We start from the raw sequence: 17,055 nt of genomic DNA, 5'->3' as shown, positions 1-17,055 counted from the left end.
GTCGGCGACCACGATGTCGCCGGCCGCGTCCTCCGGTCCGCTCAGCCCCAGGTCGCCTGATCGGGGACCGAGGAATCGAAGATCACGTAGAAGAAGTGACCGAGAGTCGGCTCGTTCATGTCGTGCCAGCGGCCCCAGGGGTCGCGCTGGTAGTAGTTCTCCATCCCGGTGCCGTCGTCGTAGCAGACGATGTTCGAAGTCCCGAACGGACTCCAGTACACCTGCGTGCCAGGACGTGGCATCTCCAGCGGGGTGCGGAACAGGTGACTGCACGGCGTGATGACGGGGTCGTAATAGCTGGGCTGGGCGGCGGCGGTGGCCTGCCCGGCGATCCCGGCGACGGTGACAGCGGCGACCGCGAGGCCGAGACGAACGGTGGAACGCATCGAATCTGCTCCTGACCTGAGCGGAAATGAAGGCTCTTCGTATCGCGAAGGATATTACGCCCGATCGCCGGTCGGCACGGAAATCCGACCACAGACGGATCTGCCGAGCGGTTCGGTCGCGCTACCGTGGCAGGAGCGGGTCGGCGGAGGGTAGGAAAAGCTGTGGACAGCACGACAATCGCACGGCAGTGCACACTGTGTGAAGCGCACTGCGGGATTCTGGTCACGGTCGAGGATTCACGGGTCACCCGCGTCGAGGGCAACCCGGACGACGTGCTGTCGAAGGGCTACATCTGCCCGAAGGCGACGGCCATGGGCGGTCTGCACCACGACCCCGACCGGCTGCGGACACCGATGCGCCGGGTCGGCGACAGCTTCGAACCGGTCGGCTGGGACGAGGCATTCCGCGAGATCGGCCGGCGTTTGCGCGCGGTACGGTCCGCGCACGGTCCCAGCGCCATCGGGATGTACATCGGCAACCCGGCCGCGCACAGCTCCTCGGTGATGTACGGAGCGCTGCTGCGGGCCGTCCTGCTGACCCGCAACTTCTTCTCCGCGTCCTCGATCGATCAGTTCCCGCAGGAGTTCGTCGCGTGGCGGATGTTCGGCTCGAACGTTCTCATGCCGATCACCGATATCGACCGCACCGACCGGCTGGTGGTGCTCGGCGCCAATCCCGCGGTGTCCAACGGATCGATCACCACCATGCCGGGCGCCAAATCGCGCATCAAAGCGGTCCGCGCCCGGGGTGGCACCGTCGTCGTGATCGACCCGCGCCGCACCGAAACCGCCCGGCTGGCAGACGAACACGTGGCGGTCCGGCCCGGCGGCGATGTGTACCTGCTGCTCGCGATGCTGCATGTGCTGATCACCGAGCAGCTGTGTGACGAACGGGCGGTCCGCGCGCTGTGCACCGGCTGGGACGAGCTGGCCGCACTCGTCGCCGACACCACCGTGGAACGCATGGCGCCACTGGCGGGCGTCGACGCGGACACCATCAGACGGCTGGCCCGTGACCACGCGGCGGCACCCTCGGCGGTGTTGTACGCGCGAATCGGGGTGTGCCAGCAGGTGACGGGCACCCTCACCCACTGGCTGGTCAACACGATCAACGCGGTCACCGGCAATCTCGATCGCGCGGGCGGTCAGATGTTCGCCACCCCCGTCGTCGACGCCGCCCGCTACGCGAAGTACCTGCCCATGGGACACGGCGCGTGGACCGACCGCTCCGGTGCGCACAAGTCGTTCCGCAGCGAACTGCCGGTCGCGGTCCTCGCCGAGGAGATCCGCACCGATGGACCGGGCCAGATCAAAGCGATGATCACCTACGCGGGCAATCCGGTGCTCTCGACACCCCAGGCCGACAAGCTCGACGCCGCCCTGGATTCCCTGGATTTCTACGTGGCCGTCGATATGTACGTCACCGAGACGACGCGGCACGCCGACTTCATCCTGCCGCCGGTCTCGGCGCTGGAACGCGAGGAACTGAGCCTGCTGTTCCCGATCTTCAGCGTTCGCAACAACGCCCGCTACGACGCCAAGGTGTTCGAACCGCCGTCCGACGGTTTGGAGGACTGGCAGATCCTGGCGCGATTGGTGACCGAAATGGTCCCGCTGCCGGTACGACGGTTCACCGGACGCGCGCTCAACGCCGCGTTCGAACAGTTCAGCCCCCTGCGACTGACCGCGGCCGCCGTCGCGACAGGCCCCTACGGAGTCCTGCGTCGTGGACGAAACGGGCTGACGCTCACAAAGATTCGGGACGCGGCGGGCGGTGTCGACCTCGGTCCGTTGCAGCCACGGCTACCCGAACTGATCGGCACCAGCGACCGCAAGACACACTTGGCGCCCACGGATTTCCTGGCGGCGGTGCGCACAGTCCTCGACGACGCGACCACGGCGGCCGAACCCGGCTACGACCTCCAGCTCATCGGACGGCGTCACCTGCGCAGCAACAACTCCTGGCTGCACAACATCCCGTCGATGGTGAAGGGCCGCGACCGCTGCACCGTGCTCATCCATCCCGACGACGCCGCCGCCCGCGGTCTCGCCGACGGCGATCCGGCCACGATCGAATCCCCCGTCGGTTCGATCGTGGTTCCGGTGGAGATCAGTGCCGATATTCGCGCCGGGGTGGTGGCGATCCCCCACGGATGGGGCCATCGCGAACCCGGGGTCGGCTGGTCCGTCGCGGCGGGCCTGCCGGGCGCCAATGTCAACCTGCTGCACGACCCGGCCCGCACCGACCCGCTCTCCGGCACGTCGGCGGTCAACAGCACGTGGGTGCGGGTGCACCCGGTCGCGACCGAAACCCCGGACGCCACACCACGATCCGAGGTCGCCGCCGCGCGGCGGTGAACCCGGCTACGAAGTCGGGTCCACCGCGCCGGGGTCAGCGAAAGCGCAGGTTCGCGGTGGCGAGACCGAAGATCTTGCGGCCGCCGGACTTGGCGACGATGGCGATCACCGCGCTGCGGGTCTCGGGGTCGAGGGACTTCACGCGGCCGGTGTACTCGACCTGGCCGCCCTCCCGGCCGACGATGGTGTAGGTCGACAGGCGAACGCCGTAGCGGGTGACGGCGCCGGGGTCGCCGGACCACGTGGACACGAAGCCCGCGCCGAGACCCATGGTGAGCATGCCGTGGGCGATGATGTCGGGCAGGCCCGCCAGCTCGGCGATCTTCTCGTCCCAGTGGATGGGGTTGCCGTCGCCGGAGACGCCGGCGTAGTTGACGAGATCACCGCGCGAGACGCGCGCGTCGCGCAGCGGGAGTTCGTCTCCGACGGTGAGTTCGTCGAACGACATCGTGGTGCTGGGGACACGGGCGGCGCCCTCGACCGACAGCACAACCTCACCCTCGGGACGCAGGGTGGTCTCCACCACGGCGCTCTTGTCGGCGCTGTAGATGCTCACGCCGTGGAGCATGATGTTCTCCACCGCGGCGGTGATCGCGGGATCCACGCCGTCGTCCCCGGTGATGCCGACGACCGTGGTGTGCATGATGTGCACGGTCTCACCGAGCTCGTCGACGAAGGTGTTGGTGACGGTGATCAGGTCCTTGCCCGCGATCGTGCGCACCGAGGTCAGCTCGACATCGACCACGAGCCGGTCACCGGCCACGATCGGCTTGTGCTGTTCGAAGACCTGCTCGGTCTGCACGAACATGTCGTAGCCGACGACCACCGTTTCGAACAGCAATTTGTTCGCCGCCATAGCCGGGATGGAGACGAACGTCAGCGGCGCGACCAGACCCGGGTAGCCGAGCGCGGCAGCGGCCTCGTCCTCCCAGTGGGCGGGATGGAAGTCCTGGACGGCGCGCGCGTATTCGCGGATCTTCTCGCGACCGACCTCGTAGACGCCCTCTACCCGGTAGTAGTGCCCTACCTTCGACGCGGTGTCAGGGCCATCGACGGGCGGGGCATCGACTACGGAAGTCACTATGAATCACCTTCGTTCGGGGAACGGACACCCGGCAGGCTAGTCGACGCGCAGGCGGACCGGGCATTCCTTGGCACAGTTCACAGTTCTGTGCCCTTCCACCGCGGTCAGAAGGAGGGTACGTCGCTGGTGCTGGCGTTGCCACCGATCGAAGGCTGCAGCGTGATCTCCCAATCGGAGTCGCCGTCGAACGGGTCGTCGAACTTCTGGAACTCACGCTCGCGGGTGAAGGCCAGCGTCGCCTCGTCCCAATCCTTGCCGGTCTTCAGATAGACGTAGTACGTGCCGTCGATCCCGGTGAGGGTGGCGTTGGAATTGCCCTGCACGTAGATGGTGGCCTGTGGCTTCTTGGGATCGCCGTTGGTCACCACGACCGCGAAGTCGTCGCTGTTGCCGTTGACGATGTCGAGCTTGCCCGCACCGACCAGCCCGTCCTGCTGAACCACCGCTCCGTTCTCGCCACGACGGTTCAGCACCGGCGCCGCGGGAGTGCTCGCGCGCACCGACGTGGTCGCCGTCGGCGAACTGCTCGCCGGCGCGGCGTCGACGGACTGTCCCGACTCGCATCCAGCTACCAGAAGGACCACCGCGATCGCGGACACGGCATACCACTGACGATTCGACATCGTTCCCACCCCATGCTCATGGACCGGACTCCCCGATCCGGTCTTCCTCGCCAGTATTGCGTGAATTGCCCGGTATGTCATCACAACTCATCCTGGAAACCCGCCCCCACATCATCTGGAATGAGTCATGATCTGGAATGTGTCCACCACATCGGACTTCGAACAGATGCTGCGCGCAGCCTCACTGCGCGTCACCGCGCCACGCCTGGCGGTGCTCACCGCAGTGCACCAGCATCCGCATGCCGATACGGACACCATTCTGAGCCGAGTCAGAGCCACCCTCGGGGCCGTCAGCCAGCAGGCCGTCTACGACGTACTGCGGGCACTCACCAGCGCCGGGCTGCTCCGGCGGATCCAGCCGATGGGTACCGTCGCGCGCTATGAGACCCGCGTCGGTGACAACCATCATCACCTGGTGTGCCGATCCTGTGGGGTGATCGTCGATGTCGAGTGCGCCGTCGGCGACGCACCCTGTCTGACTCCCCTCGACGACCGCGGTTTCGTCGTCGACGAGGCAGAAGTCATCTACTGGGGCAGGTGCCCCGACTGCACGACATCACCATCACTCTCCTGAAAGGATTCACCGTGCCCGAGGAACACCCACCTATCGCGGAAGCCAACACGGAAGCCGGTGACAGTGGTTGCCCCGTCATGCATCGTCCGTTCGCCTCCACCGACGCGCGCGGAGCGAACGCCGAGTGGTGGCCGAACCAGCTCAATCTGACACTGCTGCAGAAGAATCCGCCCTCGGTGAACCCCATGGGCGAAGACTTCGACTACGCGACCGAATTCGCCACCCTCGACCTGGCCGCGGTGAAGGCCGATATCGAGCAGGTCATGACGACCTCGCAGTCCTGGTGGCCCGCCGACTTCGGCCACTACGGCCCGTTCTTCATCCGGATGGCCTGGCACTCCGCGGGCACCTACCGGGTCGGCGACGGCCGCGGCGGCGCGGGCGCGGGCCTGCAGCGCTTCGCCCCGCTCAACAGCTGGCCCGACAACGCCAGCCTGGACAAGGCGCGCCGGCTGCTGTGGCCGGTGAAGAAGAAGTACGGCCGCAAGCTGTCGTGGGCCGACCTCATCGTCTACACCGGCAACGTCGCGCTCGAGTCGATGGGCTTGCCGACGTTCGGTTTCGGTGGCGGCCGCGTCGACGCGTGGGAGCCCGAGGAAGACGTGTTCTGGGGCCCCGAGCGCACCTGGCTCGGCGACGAACGCTACACCGGTGATCGCAACCTCGAGCGTCCGCTCGCCGCGGTCCAGATGGGCCTGATCTACGTCAATCCCGAAGGCCCCAACGGCAATCCGGATCCCCTTGCGGCCGCCGTGGACATCCGCGAGACCTTCGCGCGGATGGCGATGAACGACGAGGAGACCGCCGCGTTGATCGCCGGCGGCCACACCTTCGGCAAGACCCACGGTGCGGGCGACGCCGATCTGGTCGGCGTCGAACCGGAAGCCGCACCGCTGGAACAGCAAGGGCTGGGCTGGAAGAGCAGCTTCGGCACCGGAGTCGGCGAGGACGCGATCACCAGCGGCCTGGAAGGCATCTGGAACAGCACCCCCATCACCTGGGACAACAACTTCCTCGAAACCCTCTACGGGTACGAATGGGAGCTGACCAAGAGTCCGGCGGGCGCGCATCAGTGGATCCCGAAGGACGGCGCGGGCGCCGACACTGTGCCCGACCCGTTCATCACCGGCAAGAAGCGCGCACCGGTCATGCTGACCACCGACCTGTCGCTGCGGTTCGACCCGATCTACGGCCCGATCACCCGCCGCTGGCTGGAGAACCCCGCGGAGTTCGCCGACGCGTTCGCCCGCGCCTGGTACAAGCTCACCCACCGCGATATGGGACCGATCGCCCGCTACCTCGGCCCGCTGGTTCCGTCCGAGGAACTGCTGTGGCAGGACCCGGTGCCCGCCCAGAACGGCCCGGTGATCGGTGATTCCGAGATCGCCGCGCTCAAGGGCCAGATCCAGGCCTCCGGCCTGTCCATCGCCCAGCTGGTGACGACGGCGTGGGCGGCGGCCTCGTCGTTCCGCGGCAGCGACAAGCGTGGCGGCGCCAACGGTGGCCGGATCCGGCTGCAGCCGCAGGCAGGCTGGGCGGTCAACCAGCCCGACGAGCTCGCCCAGGTGGTGCGCGTCTACGAGGGCATCCAGGACACGTTCAACACCGCAGGCGGTACGCAGGTGTCGTTCGCCGACCTGGTCGTCCTCGGCGGCGCGGTCGGTGTGGAACAGGCCGCCCAGGCCGCCGGTTTCCCGGTGACGGTGCCGTTCACGCCGGGCCGTACCGACGCGACCCAGGCCCAGACCGACGTCGAGTCGTTCGACGCGCTCGAGACCCCGGCCGACGGGTTCCGCAACTACGTGTCCAAAGACGCGCAGATTCCCGCGGAATTCCTGCTGATCGACAAGGCGAACCTGCTCACGCTCAGCGCGCCGGAAATGACCGTGCTGATCGGCGGTCTGCGCGTGCTCGGCGCGAACTACCAGTCCTCGCCGCTGGGCGTGTTCACCGATACCCCGGGTGCGCTGACGAACGACTTCTTCGTCAACCTCCTCGACATGGGTACCGAGTGGGCACCCTCGGCCGCCGACGAGAACGTCTACGAAGGCCGTGACCGCTCCTCCGGCGCGGTGACGTGGACCGGTAGCCGTGTCGACCTGGTGTTCGGCTCCAACTCGCAGCTGCGGGCCGTAGCCGAGGCCTACGCGACCGACGACGCGAAGGAGAAGTTCGTGCACGACTTCGTCGCCGCGTGGACCAAGGTGAGCAACCTCGACCGGTTCGACGTCACCGCCTGATCCGGACAGCGAAACACCCTGCGGCTCAGCATGAGTCGCAGGGTGTTTCGCTGGTGGCTAGGACTCGGCGAGGGCGGCCAGCCGGTCCACCGATGCCTGCAGCTTGTCGGCGGTGGTGGCCTTGGCTCGCACCTGACGCAACTCGTCGTGCAGTTCGGTCCAGTCGTAGGTGTGGGTCACCCGGGTGTGGGTGTCGTCGATCGGCTCGAGCTCCCAGCGCCACAGGTGTCCCGGCGGGGTCTTGTCCCGCTCCGACGGGTTCCACGCGATACGGCGACCCTCCTCGAATTCGACGATGTGGTTGTCGCGGTCGGCGCCGTTGGTCAGCGTCGTGGTGAACACGTCACCGACCGCGCGGACCCGCTGGCCTTCGACGGCCTGCGCGAGGTTGTCGTTGCCGTCCCAGCGCGGCTGCTGCGCGGGATCGGCGATCAGGTCGAAGATCGCGGCGGGGGTCGCCGCGATGTCGCGGGAGGCGTGGACGATGCGTGGCACGTCGATGGTTTCGGTCACCGGGCGATAGAACCAGCAGCTCACCCACCCCGGCAACCATTCCGCTCGAGCACGCGACTAACTCGTCCGGTACACCGCGAACACCGGGATCTCCCGATCGGTCTTGTCGCGGTACTCGGCGAAACCCGGCAGCCGCTCGACCATCCGGTCGTAGAGGGCGGTGCGCTCGGGATCGGCGACGAGTTCTGCCTTGCCCCGGTAGGTTTCGGTCCCGACCTCCACGGTGAGTTCCGGGTCGGCGAGGAGGTTGTGATACCAGGCCGGGTGTTTGTCGGCGCCACCGTTGGAGGCGATCAGCACGATCCGGTCGCCGTCGGGCAGGAACACCAGCGGATTGGTAATCGCGCGCCCGGACTTCGCGCCGGTGGTGGTGATGATCACCATGGCGTCGTTGCCTTCGAACATGCCACCGACGCGGCCGCCGTTGGCACGGAACTCGGCGATCACCTGGTCGTTGAAAGCATTCATCGTGGTCCTTTCGTCGGGTAACTCCCCCTGCCCCAACGATCCAGGCGCGCCCCGCATTCCGGCGCTGTCCACGGCATATGCGCCGAAGTAGTGACTTACTCTAACGTTGCGGGGTGCTAGGACATTCTCATGCGACGAGTGGGGCGCTGGCCTGGGCCGGTACGGCCGCCGCGCTACCGCTCACGGTCGCCGCTTTCCCTCTGTTCGACAGCGACACAACGCGATTCGGCATCGCCGAACTCATCATGGGCACGCTGCTCACCGCGGGTGCGGCGCTGCTGCCGGACGCGGATCATCCCAGCGGCACCATCTCCCACGTGCTCGGGCCGGTGTCACATCACCTGTGCCGGTTGATCTCCTGGGCGTCGGGCGGACATCGTCACGGCACGCATTCACTGCTGTTCGTCGTCGCCGCGGTCGCGGCCACCTGGGCGGGCGAGCACTACCTCGGCAGACCGTTCACCCTCGGCCTCGTGTTCTTCCTGCTCGCCCTCGCGGTGCGATCGCTGCACCTGTGCCCGCCGGGAAAGAGTGTCCGGACCTACGGAACGGTGATCGTGCTGGCGACGGCCGGAACGTTCGCGGTCGACCAGTGGATCGTCGACCGACCGGCATGGCTGCCGATCTGCGTGGGTCTCGGCTGTCTGGCCCACCTGCTCGGCGACTGCCTCACCGATCGGGGCTGCCGGTTGCTGTGGCCGTTTCCGCTGCGCACCCGGGTGCCGCTGATCGAGCGGACCGGGAACCGGGTCGAGACCTGGGTCATCTCTCCCCTGTTCGTGCTCGGCACGATGGGCGCGCTCTGGTACGCGATCATCCACCGGCCGTGATCGCTGGGACGGCGGGGCTCCCGCCGTCCCGAGCCGACCGGCGTAGCCGGTTCTTCGCCGATCACTCCGACCGGTTTGCATATTTAGATGCGCATATCGCAGTATCAGAATGATACTTGTGAGTCCTCCCAACGCCGACACTCAGGGCATCGTCGCAGGTCTCGAAGCCGCCCCAATCCCAGCATCATTCAGTGCACAGTTGTACTCTCAACTCTGTGACGGAGCAGCTCCCCCAAGCCCAGGCCGAAGTACAGGCGCTCACACGGCTCGCCGGTGACGAGTTCGCCGGGGCGGTCGATGGGATCGCGGCCATCCACCGAGCCCTCTCCGACCGGGTATTCGCGGCGGTGCGGCTGGGCGTCGGTCCCGCGGCGGCGCCGGTGAAGGTCGTGCACGACGCCATCACCGATGGCGTGTACGCCGCCGTCAGCGGCACGGGCTTCGTCGTCGGCGAGGTCGCCGGCGCGGTCCAGCTGCCCGGTGTCACCGCTCCCTCGCGCACCGTGTGGGGTGCGGGCATTCTCGCCGCGATCCAGGGGCTGATCGGTGACGCGCTCGAGGACGAGACCCCGATCCTCTCCTCCCCCATGACCTTTCGCGTCGACGGCGTCCCGGTCCCGCCCGAGGAGTTCGCCGCCCACGTCCCGGTGCCGACGACCCGGCTGGTCGTGCTCCTGCACGGACTCGTGGAGACCGAACACTCCTGGCGGCTCGGCAATCGCCCCACCTACGGCGAGCGCCTCGAAGACGATCTCGGCTACACCCCCCTCTTCGTCCGCTTCAATACCGGTCTGCACATCTCCGAGAACGCCGCCCAGCTCAGCGCCCTGCTGACCCGCCTGGTCGACAGCTGGCCGATGCCGGTGCACGAGATCTGCCTGATCGGGCACTCGATGGGCGGACTGGTCATGCGCAGCGCCTGCCATCAGGCCGAGGAGTCGGGCCAGCAGTGGGTGCGATCGGTGCGGCAGGTGGTGTGCCTCGGCTCACCACACCTCGGTGCGCCGCTCGAACAGCTCGTGCACTACGCGTCGGCCGCGCTCGATCTGCTACCCGAGACCCGGCCGCTGAGCACACTGCTGCGCAGGCGCAGCGCGGGCATCCGCGACCTGCGGCAGGGCTCGCTGGTCGATGAGGACTGGCGCGACCTCGACGTGAACACCCTGCGCGCGCGAGCGGTGAAGGAAGTGCCGCTGCTGCCCGGCGTCGATCACTACTTCGTCACCACCACCATCACCCACAGCCCGAAGCATCCGCTCGGCGTGATCATCGGTGACGGCATGGTTCTCACGGGCAGCGGGTCGGGGCGTGGACGGACCCGGCGCCTGGATTTCGACGCGGTCAACAGCCTGCACATCCCCGCGGCGAACCATTTCAGCCTGCTCAATCACGACGCTGTCTACGAAGCGCTGCACGGCTGGTTGACCAGCGCACCCCGCCGCGCGCGTCAGGTGGATACGCTGTGGCCATGACTCTCGACCACGGCGACCCGGGCGACGCACCTGCCATTCCGCTGCCGACCGCTCCCCTGGCCAACGAGGCCCGCCCCTCGCCGGCCGAAGAAGCCAGAACGATCGCGGCGGGCACCAATACCGGCACGCTGGCCAGCCTCACCGCCGACGGCGCGCCCTGGGCGTCGTTCATCACCTACGGATTGCTCGACGGCGCACCGGTGCTGAGCGTGTCGCGCCTGGCCGAACACGGCCGCAACCTGGCCGCCGACCCGCGCGCCAGCATCGCGATCGTCACCCCCGACATCCCGGCCGACCCGCTGGCGGGCACCCGGATCACCCTCGCCGGTTTCGTGGAACGCCCGACCGGCGCCGAGGCGGAAGCGGCCCGCGCGGCCCACCTCGCGGCGATCCCGGCGGCCAAGTACTACATCGACTACAGCGACTTCACGCTGTGGGTGCTGCGCATCGAGCGGGTGCGCTGGGTCGGCGGCTACGGCCGGATGGATTCGGCCTCGGCCGCGGAATACCTCGCCGCGCAGCCGGACCCGATCGTCGCGCACGCCGCGCCCGGTGTCGCGCACCTCAACGCCGACCATGCCGAAGCGCTGCTGGCGATGGCCCAGCAGCTGGGCGGGTTCCCCGACGCCATCGCCGCCACCTGCGAGAAGGCCGACCGCTACGGCCTCGACCTGCGGGTGGAATCACCACGCGGCGTGGCGCTCACCCGCGTCGGCTACGCCACACCCCTGTCCGAGATCAGCGAATTGCGCGCGGCGACCGTGGAACTCGCGCGCCGGGCCCGCGCGACGCCCTGATCACGCCTCGTACAGCTCGAGCGGCAGGTCGTCCGGATCGAAGAAGAAGGCCATCTGCTGACCGGTGTGCTCATCGGTGCGCAGTTCCTCGGTCCGGACGCCCCGCGCCCGCAGCTCGTCGAGGGCAGCGGGCACGCTCGCGACCGCCAGGGCCAGGTGCCGCAACCCCGCCGCTTCCGGCCTGCTCGGGCGTGCGGGCGGGTCGGGAAACGAGAACAGTTCGATGCGGACCCCGCCGGGCAACTCGATGTCGAGCTTCCACGAATCGCGATCGGCTCGGTAGTTCTCGTCGAGGACGGTGCCGCCGAGGGTCTCGGTATAGAAACTCTTGGAGCGGGCGTAGTCCGTCGCGATGATCGCGATGTGGTGGATGCCGAGAAATTGCACGCCGCAACGCTAGCGGATGCCCGCTGGCGAAACCCGCACGGACGCGCTAATTTTAGTCTCATAATGAGACCAGCCGCAGGAGGCGCGATGACGGATCTCTGGGACCGGTGGCAATCGGGCGGCGAACTGATCGATGTCGCGGTGCGCGGCGTGACGCGGCGGATATTCGTGCGCACCACCGGGTCGGGGCCGGTTGTCGTTCTCCTGCACGGCTTTCCGAGCTCCTCGCTCGAATGGTCCGGGATCGAACCGGCACTGGCCGCCGAACACACGGTGCTCAGTGTCGACTTCCTCGGCTACGGCGCCAGCGAGAAGCCACCCGGACACCGCTACAGCATCTTCGAACAGGCCGACCTCGTCGCCGGGGTCCTCGCCGCGCGTGGCATCACCCGCGCCCACATCGCCGCCTACGACTACGGCGGGATCGTGCTGAGCGAACTCCTCGCCCGCGGCGCCGCAGCGGGGTTCGAGCCGACCGGCGCGACCTTCCTCAACGGCGGGCTGATCGCCGAGCACTATCGACCGCGGCTCGTGCAGCGCGCGGCGCTCGTCCCCGGACTCGGGCGCCTCCTGGCTCGGGCGTACACCGAGTCGGTGTTCGTTCGCAGCTGGGCCGAGGTCTTCTCCGCCGAGCATCCGCTCGATCGCGATCTCGCCGCCACGCACTATCGAGCACTGCGGTCGGGCGACCCGGACGGCGACGTCCATCGCAGGCTGCTCGCCTACATTCCCGAACGCGCCGCCCACCGGGAACGCCTGGAACGGGCGATCTTCGGCACCGAGGTGCCGGTGTCATTCCTGTGGGGCATGCGCGATCCGGTGTCGGGCGCGCACATGGCGACGGCGATCACGGAGCGCTCCCCCAGCGCCGACCTCGTCGAATACCCCGACGCGGGACACTGCCCGCACCTCGAGATCCCACACCGCGTCGCGGCCGATCTGCTCGCGCGCACCTCCTGATCCTCTCCCGTCGACTCAGGTCCAGAGCACCGCGACCAGCACGTTCACGATCGCGAGGCCGCCGGCAGCGTCGGTCATCCAGTCGATCTGCTTGCCCCGCTTCGCGTCACCGCGGCCCATTTCGGCGAACGCGGCCACCGCGACCGCGACAACCAGCTTCACAGCCAGCTTCGTCGTATCCGGATCCTTGTCGAGGGAGTCGATCCCCGACGCCAGCCCGGCCAGGATCACCCCGGTGATCAGCTGGGCGCGCGCGCCCCACACCATCAGCTCGGACACCACCGGACGCGATGCGACGTACCCACCGACCACCGCGGCCATGCCGAGCAGGTGGGTGACAACCACCAGGTTATAAACGAATTCCATGGGTGCGAAGCGTAGTTCAGACGGCAGCGTAGCTCAGACGAAAGCGGCCGGTGCCCGAAGGCACCGGCCGGTTCAGACGAACTAACTCCGTGGGCGGGGTCAGCCCAGCTGCTCGTCCAGCAGATGCGCGTCCTTGCGGATGCCGAAGGCGGTGATGACTTCCATGACACCGATGACGATCAGGAAGATGCCGACGACCCAGACCAGCGTGGCGATGGAGCTGATCGGCCACACGATCAGGACGACACCGGCCAGCGCGCTGATGATGCCGTAGAAGATCTGCCAGCCCCGGCCGGGCACGCCCGACTCCGAGATGGCGGCGAACAGGACGGCGACGCCACGGAACAGCCAGCTGATGCCGATGAACAAGCCGAGCAACACAATCGAGGTGAGGTCGTCGCGGAAGCAGAACACACCGATGATCAGCGACAGCACACCACTGATGAACGACAGCACCCGGAAGCTGGTGCTCGGCAGGTGGGTGAAGGCGGCGATCAGCTGGAAGATGCCGCTGACAACCATGTAGATACCGAACAGAATGCCCGCCACGAGCAGCGACGGACCGGGCCACACCAGCACGATGATGCCGAGGACCACCGCGAGGAGGCCGGTGACCAGAACTGTTTGCCAGGTTTTCTTGGCAAGAGCCGTGAACGGGCTCCCAATCACGGTATTTGTCGTCATGACGAGATGTTATGCCCGCTCGCTCTGGTTTTCCGGAAATTAGCTGGAGCTGTAATCGTGTCGCGATCGCGCGCGGCGCCGTGAGCGGGAGCACAAGCGAGGCGTCACATCGTTGCCCTCGCGAAAGTTTGGTCGGCGACAGTCTCGGGTAGATGAAGAATGTGTCGGTTGTACTCGTGCTGCAAGCTCGGGGCCTCGGTGAGCTTCTCTCCGCGGTCCCGGCTCTGCGTGCCCTGCGCCGGGCCGAACCACAGAGCCGGATCGTCCTGGCGGCGCCGCATCGGTTGGAGCAGATCGTCGACCTGATCTCCTCGGTCGATGAACTCGTCGCCACCGCTGACCCGGCCGCCCTGATCTGGGATGGACCCGCGCCCGAATTAGCGGTGAACCTGCACGGCCCCGACGGCGCCAGCGCACGAGCACTGGCCGATACCGGGGCCGCGCGGATCATCGGTCATCGCACGCCCGCCCTGCCCAAGCTCGCGGGTCCGCGCTGGGATCCCGACGCGCATGTCGTCGACCGGTGGTGCCGTCTGCTCGAGGGCGAAGGCATCGACGCGGATCGGCGCAACCTCGGATTGGTGCCGCCGGTGGCCTCGATCAGCCGGCGCGATTGCGTCGTCGTCCACATCGGCGCGGGCGCGCCCGCCCGCCGGTGGCCGCCCGAGCGGTTCGCCGCGGTGGTGCGCCACCTGCTGGTGTTGGGCCGCGATGTGGTGCTCACCGGCGACCCGTTCGAGCACGATATCGCCCGGCAGGTGGCCGCCCAGGCCGGCCTGCCCGACGACCGGGTCCTCGCCGGTCGCCAGAACCTCACCGACCTGGCGGCGACGGTGGCCGAGGCCGCCCTCGTGATCAGCGGCGATACGGGCGTCGCACACCTGGCGACAGCGTTCGGCACTCGCACGGTCCTGCTGTTCGGCCCCACGCCGCCGCGTCGCGGCGGCCCGCCCGCGCATCTGCTGGGCAGGCATGCGGTGCTCTGGGCCGGACACGTCGGCGATCCGGACGGCCTGAGCACCGACCCCGGACTGCTGCGGATCGGCGTGCCCGAGGTGATCGCGGCGGTCGATATGCAGCTGGACAAGCAGGCGTGGGCCGAATCCGGCAGGTCGCGTTACCGCCGGGTGGGCTGAGACGGGTCGGCGTCGGCCGCCTCCCGCAGGGCGGCGGCATGGGCGGCCAGCGCGCTGGGCCAGTACTTGTCGAGGTAGTCGCGCGCGTCGTTGAGGCCGCGGGGGTCGAGCGAGTAGAGGTGCCTGTTCCCGGCGCGGCGCATGCGGACCAGGTGGGCCTCACGCAGGACGCGTAGGTGCTGCGACGCGGCTGAACTGGTGATTCCGGTGGCGGCGGCGAGGTCGGACACCGAGCGGGGACCCTGCGGCAGCAATTCGAAGATCGCGCGCCGGGTGGGGTCGGATAACGCCGTGATCGCGCGAACTCCGTTAGCGTCCACTGAATCAGTGTCCCCGGGATGCGGAATTTCGGCAACGATCTTGACCAGGGACATTTCACCCGGTGAGTAACAGGATGTTGGCTATTCGTTAGAGTATCGTTATAGATCAACTGGGGTTATAGCGCTTCGTGATCGCAGCCACATGATTCGCCGCGAAGGTTACGGTTTAGCTACGTTCATAACCATGTTCGTGACCAACCCGTTATCTGCTCGAGTCTCCGACGCCTTCGCAGGTCGTTGGGGAGGCGTGGTCGCGGGTGCGGTGGCTTTGTCCGCACTCGTGGGTACCTCCGTCGCCACTTTCAGTGAGCCCGAGAGCCCTGTTCCCACTACCACGATCGCCGCGGACGCCACCGAGGCCATCAACTCCGGCCAGTCGCCGTACCGCTTCACCGCGTACACCCCCGCCGAGGCCCAGGGCCCGCAGGGCGAAACCCCCGCGTCCGCCCCGATCCCGTGGGAGGAGCACCGCGAAGCAGTCGGCCTGGAACTGCCGCCGCTGCCGTTCATCGCTCCCCCGCCGCCGCCGCGCCCGCAGACCGTTCGCCCCGTCAGCGGCAGGCTGACCTCCTACTACGGCGCCCGCTGGGGCACCGCGCACAACGGCATCGACTTCGGTGACCCGATCGGCGCACCGATCTTCGCCGTCACCGACGGTACCGTGATCGAGGCCGGTCCGGCTTCGGGCTTCGGCCTGTGGGTCCGCGTCCAGCAGGATGACGGCACCATCGGTGTGTTCGGCCACGTGAACGACATCCTGGTTCAGGTCGGTCAGCACGTCAACGCCGGTGACACCATCGCCACCGTCGGTAACCGTGGCAACTCCACCGGCCCCCACCTGCACTACGAGGTGCACGTGCCGGACGGCTCGCTCTACGGCGCCCCGATCGACCCGCACCCGTGGCTCGCCGCGCGTGGCGTCGATGCCGGCGTCGCCCAGGACTGATACCGCTCACCCACTGATCGCCGCCCGGCGCGCGATCAGGAATTCCCGAAGCCGCGCGACCGCGAGCGTCGAGTCATGGTCTCCCGAGACCAGGCCGACCTCGCGGTCGCGTTCGCCATCGATGGGTATCACCGCCAGGTCGGGGTTCACGACCTCGGCGGCAGGCAGGAGCGCGACGCCCTGCCCGAGTGCGACCAGTGCGCGCAGGGTTTCGAACTCGGTGATCTCGAATACCACTCGCGGTGTGAAACCCGCTGCGGCACACCAGCTGTCGAGCAGGGTGCGCAGCTGGTAGCTGGGCGGGTTCGCGATGAACGCCTCGTCGGCAAGTTCGGCGAGGTCGATGCGGGCGCGCCGGGCCAGCGGATGCGTGCGCGACACGTGCAGGTCGATGCGCTGACGGCCGAGATCGACGGTCGGCAGGTCGGACGGGGGCGGAATCATCACCGCGAGGTCGAGCCTGCCCTCGCGCACCTGCTCGGCCAGCGCCTCGCCGTGCGCCTGCACCAGGTGCAGCCGGATCCGCGGCGCGCGGGTATGGAACTGCGCGAGCAACGACGGGATGCTGACCGGGCCGAGCGTGAGCGGGAACCCGAAGCGCACCAGCCCGCTGTCGGGGTCGGCGTCGGCGCGCACCTGCCGCACCGCGTCGTCGAGAGCGCGCACCAGTCCCCTGGTGCGTGCGTAGAGATCACGCCCCTGCGGGGTGAGGGCGACCCCGCGCCCGACCGGCTGGAACAACGCTACGCCGAGGAGCTGCTCCATCGTTCTGATACGGCGGCTGAGTGAGGACTGCGGCACACCGAGTCGCTGGGCCGCGCGCGTGAAGTGGCCTTCTTCGGCCGCCGCGTCGAAGGCGGCCAGCAGCGGAGCCAGTGCCTGCGCTCCCGTCTCCGATGAATCATCCATAT

General features: G+C 68.1%; 19 protein-coding genes. 9 read left to right on the top strand and 10 right to left on the bottom strand.

Annotated elements, in window-relative coordinates:
* Positions 1-41 precede the first annotated feature (41 nt).
* Positions 42-386, bottom strand: coding sequence for a hypothetical protein (locus ACFTS5_RS05335; protein ID WP_378627599.1), 345 nt, complete (start codon positions 384-386; stop codon positions 42-44).
* A gap of 162 nt (positions 387-548) precedes the next feature.
* On the opposite strand from ACFTS5_RS05335, the gene ACFTS5_RS05330 reads away from it, so the two are divergent.
* Entirely contained in the window at positions 549-2,744 is a 2,196-nt protein-coding gene (locus tag ACFTS5_RS05330; RefSeq protein ID WP_378627598.1) for a molybdopterin oxidoreductase family protein, read from the top strand.
* 34 nt (positions 2,745-2,778) lie between these two features.
* Here the strand turns inward: ACFTS5_RS05330 and ACFTS5_RS05325 are convergent, their stop codons facing one another.
* Entirely contained in the window at positions 2,779-3,825 is a 1,047-nt protein-coding gene (locus tag ACFTS5_RS05325) for a fused (3R)-hydroxyacyl-ACP dehydratase subunits HadA/HadB (protein WP_378627597.1), read from the bottom strand.
* 107 nt (positions 3,826-3,932) lie between these two features.
* Positions 3,933-4,451: a hypothetical protein gene (locus ACFTS5_RS05320; protein WP_378627595.1), complete on the bottom strand. Its 519-nt coding sequence runs from the start codon at positions 4,449-4,451 to the stop codon at positions 3,933-3,935.
* A 139-nt stretch (positions 4,452-4,590) separates the two neighbouring features.
* On the opposite strand from ACFTS5_RS05320, the gene ACFTS5_RS05315 reads away from it, so the two are divergent.
* Together ACFTS5_RS05315 and katG are read left to right on the top strand one after the other, a co-directional pair.
* A complete protein-coding gene (locus ACFTS5_RS05315; protein WP_056809750.1) occupies positions 4,591-5,025 on the top strand; it encodes a Fur family transcriptional regulator in 435 nt (144 codons plus the stop codon).
* Positions 5,026-5,036: 11 nt separating this feature from the next.
* Complete coding sequence (gene katG, locus ACFTS5_RS05310) at positions 5,037-7,265, top strand: catalase/peroxidase HPI (protein ID WP_378627593.1); 2,229 nt, start codon at positions 5,037-5,039, stop codon at positions 7,263-7,265.
* A 57-nt stretch (positions 7,266-7,322) separates the two neighbouring features.
* Here katG and ACFTS5_RS05305 read toward each other — a convergent pair whose 3' ends face one another.
* Together ACFTS5_RS05305 and ACFTS5_RS05300 are read right to left on the bottom strand one after the other, a co-directional pair.
* Entirely contained in the window at positions 7,323-7,778 is a 456-nt protein-coding gene (locus ACFTS5_RS05305) for an SRPBCC family protein (protein ID WP_378627592.1), read from the bottom strand.
* A gap of 57 nt (positions 7,779-7,835) precedes the next feature.
* Positions 7,836-8,246, bottom strand: a complete 411-nt coding sequence (locus tag ACFTS5_RS05300) for a nitroreductase family deazaflavin-dependent oxidoreductase (RefSeq protein WP_378627590.1) — start codon at positions 8,244-8,246, stop codon at positions 7,836-7,838.
* A gap of 113 nt (positions 8,247-8,359) precedes the next feature.
* Between ACFTS5_RS05300 and ACFTS5_RS05295 the strand changes: the two genes are divergently transcribed.
* The 3 genes from ACFTS5_RS05295 (at position 8,360) to ACFTS5_RS05285 (ending at position 11,345) form a co-directional block, all read left to right on the top strand.
* Positions 8,360-9,076: a metal-dependent hydrolase gene (locus ACFTS5_RS05295; protein WP_378627588.1), complete on the top strand. Its 717-nt coding sequence runs from the start codon at positions 8,360-8,362 to the stop codon at positions 9,074-9,076.
* Between the two features lie 215 nt (positions 9,077-9,291).
* Positions 9,292-10,548, top strand: coding sequence for a lipase family alpha/beta hydrolase (locus tag ACFTS5_RS05290; protein WP_378627586.1), 1,257 nt, complete (start codon positions 9,292-9,294; stop codon positions 10,546-10,548).
* Positions 10,545-11,345: a HugZ family protein gene (locus tag ACFTS5_RS05285; RefSeq protein ID WP_378627585.1), complete on the top strand. Its 801-nt coding sequence runs from the start codon at positions 10,545-10,547 to the stop codon at positions 11,343-11,345. Before ACFTS5_RS05290 ends, ACFTS5_RS05285 begins: the two co-directional genes overlap by 4 nt.
* Here ACFTS5_RS05285 and ACFTS5_RS05280 read toward each other — a convergent pair whose 3' ends face one another.
* The gene (locus ACFTS5_RS05280; RefSeq protein WP_378627583.1) at positions 11,346-11,732 is read right to left on the bottom strand and encodes a VOC family protein; all 387 of its coding nucleotides are present in this window, start codon (positions 11,730-11,732) and stop codon (positions 11,346-11,348) included.
* An 87-nt stretch (positions 11,733-11,819) separates the two neighbouring features.
* Here ACFTS5_RS05280 and ACFTS5_RS05275 point away from each other — a divergent pair, with 87 nt between their 5' ends.
* Complete coding sequence (locus tag ACFTS5_RS05275) at positions 11,820-12,692, top strand: alpha/beta fold hydrolase (RefSeq protein WP_378627582.1); 873 nt, start codon at positions 11,820-11,822, stop codon at positions 12,690-12,692.
* Positions 12,693-12,707: 15 nt separating this feature from the next.
* Here ACFTS5_RS05275 and ACFTS5_RS05270 read toward each other — a convergent pair whose 3' ends face one another.
* Positions 12,708-13,058 carry a hypothetical protein gene (locus ACFTS5_RS05270; protein WP_378627580.1) on the bottom strand — a complete coding sequence of 117 codons (351 nt, stop codon included), beginning with the start codon at positions 13,056-13,058 and terminating at the stop codon, positions 12,708-12,710.
* Positions 13,059-13,157: 99 nt separating this feature from the next.
* Positions 13,158-13,742 carry an HdeD family acid-resistance protein gene (locus ACFTS5_RS05265; RefSeq protein ID WP_378627579.1) on the bottom strand — a complete coding sequence of 195 codons (585 nt, stop codon included), beginning with the start codon at positions 13,740-13,742 and terminating at the stop codon, positions 13,158-13,160.
* Positions 13,743-13,903: 161 nt separating this feature from the next.
* Between ACFTS5_RS05265 and ACFTS5_RS05260 the strand changes: the two genes are divergently transcribed.
* Positions 13,904-14,878 carry a glycosyltransferase family 9 protein gene (locus tag ACFTS5_RS05260; RefSeq protein ID WP_378628347.1) on the top strand — a complete coding sequence of 325 codons (975 nt, stop codon included), beginning with the start codon at positions 13,904-13,906 and terminating at the stop codon, positions 14,876-14,878.
* Here ACFTS5_RS05260 and ACFTS5_RS05255 read toward each other — a convergent pair.
* Positions 14,860-15,198: an ArsR/SmtB family transcription factor gene (locus ACFTS5_RS05255; protein ID WP_378627577.1), complete on the bottom strand. Its 339-nt coding sequence runs from the start codon at positions 15,196-15,198 to the stop codon at positions 14,860-14,862. The genes ACFTS5_RS05260 and ACFTS5_RS05255 overlap by 19 nt on opposite strands.
* Positions 15,199-15,382: 184 nt before the next feature.
* Here ACFTS5_RS05255 and ACFTS5_RS05250 point away from each other — a divergent pair, with 184 nt between their 5' ends.
* On the top strand, positions 15,383-16,144 hold the full coding sequence (locus ACFTS5_RS05250; RefSeq protein ID WP_378627575.1) for a M23 family metallopeptidase: 762 nt from the start codon (positions 15,383-15,385) through the stop codon (positions 16,142-16,144).
* A 6-nt stretch (positions 16,145-16,150) separates the two neighbouring features.
* On the opposite strand, the gene ACFTS5_RS05245 is transcribed toward ACFTS5_RS05250, so the two are convergent.
* Entirely contained in the window at positions 16,151-17,053 is a 903-nt protein-coding gene (locus ACFTS5_RS05245; protein WP_378627573.1) for a LysR family transcriptional regulator, read from the bottom strand.
* Positions 17,054-17,055 lie beyond the last annotated feature (2 nt).

It is taken from the genome of Nocardia sp. NPDC056952 (genome assembly GCF_042674185.1).
Classification (GTDB): domain Bacteria; phylum Actinomycetota; class Actinomycetes; order Mycobacteriales; family Mycobacteriaceae; genus Nocardia.
The sequence above is the reverse complement of the archived record's forward strand: the minus strand, read 5'-3'. Positions and strand labels throughout refer to the sequence as shown.

Excerpts from the sequence above, each read along its gene's own strand:
- ACFTS5_RS05335 (WP_378627599.1), bottom strand. The coding sequence starts at position 386 with ATGCGTTCCACCGTTCGTCTCGGCCTCGCGGTCGCCGCTGTCACCGTC.
- ACFTS5_RS05320 (WP_378627595.1), bottom strand. The coding sequence starts at position 4,451 with ATGTCGAATCGTCAGTGGTATGCCGTGTCCGCGATCGCGGTGGTCCTT.
- ACFTS5_RS05300 (WP_378627590.1), bottom strand. The coding sequence starts at position 8,246 with ATGAATGCTTTCAACGACCAGGTGATCGCCGAGTTCCGTGCCAACGGC.
- ACFTS5_RS05285 (WP_378627585.1), top strand. The coding sequence starts at position 10,545 with ATGACTCTCGACCACGGCGACCCGGGCGACGCACCTGCCATTCCGCTG.
- ACFTS5_RS05275 (WP_378627582.1), top strand. The coding sequence starts at position 11,820 with ATGACGGATCTCTGGGACCGGTGGCAATCGGGCGGCGAACTGATCGAT.
- ACFTS5_RS05270 (WP_378627580.1), bottom strand. The coding sequence starts at position 13,058 with ATGGAATTCGTTTATAACCTGGTGGTTGTCACCCACCTGCTCGGCATG.
- ACFTS5_RS05265 (WP_378627579.1), bottom strand. The coding sequence starts at position 13,742 with ATGACGACAAATACCGTGATTGGGAGCCCGTTCACGGCTCTTGCCAAG.
- ACFTS5_RS05250 (WP_378627575.1), top strand. The coding sequence starts at position 15,383 with ATGTTCGTGACCAACCCGTTATCTGCTCGAGTCTCCGACGCCTTCGCA.
- ACFTS5_RS05245 (WP_378627573.1), bottom strand. The coding sequence starts at position 17,053 with ATGGATGATTCATCGGAGACGGGAGCGCAGGCACTGGCTCCGCTGCTG.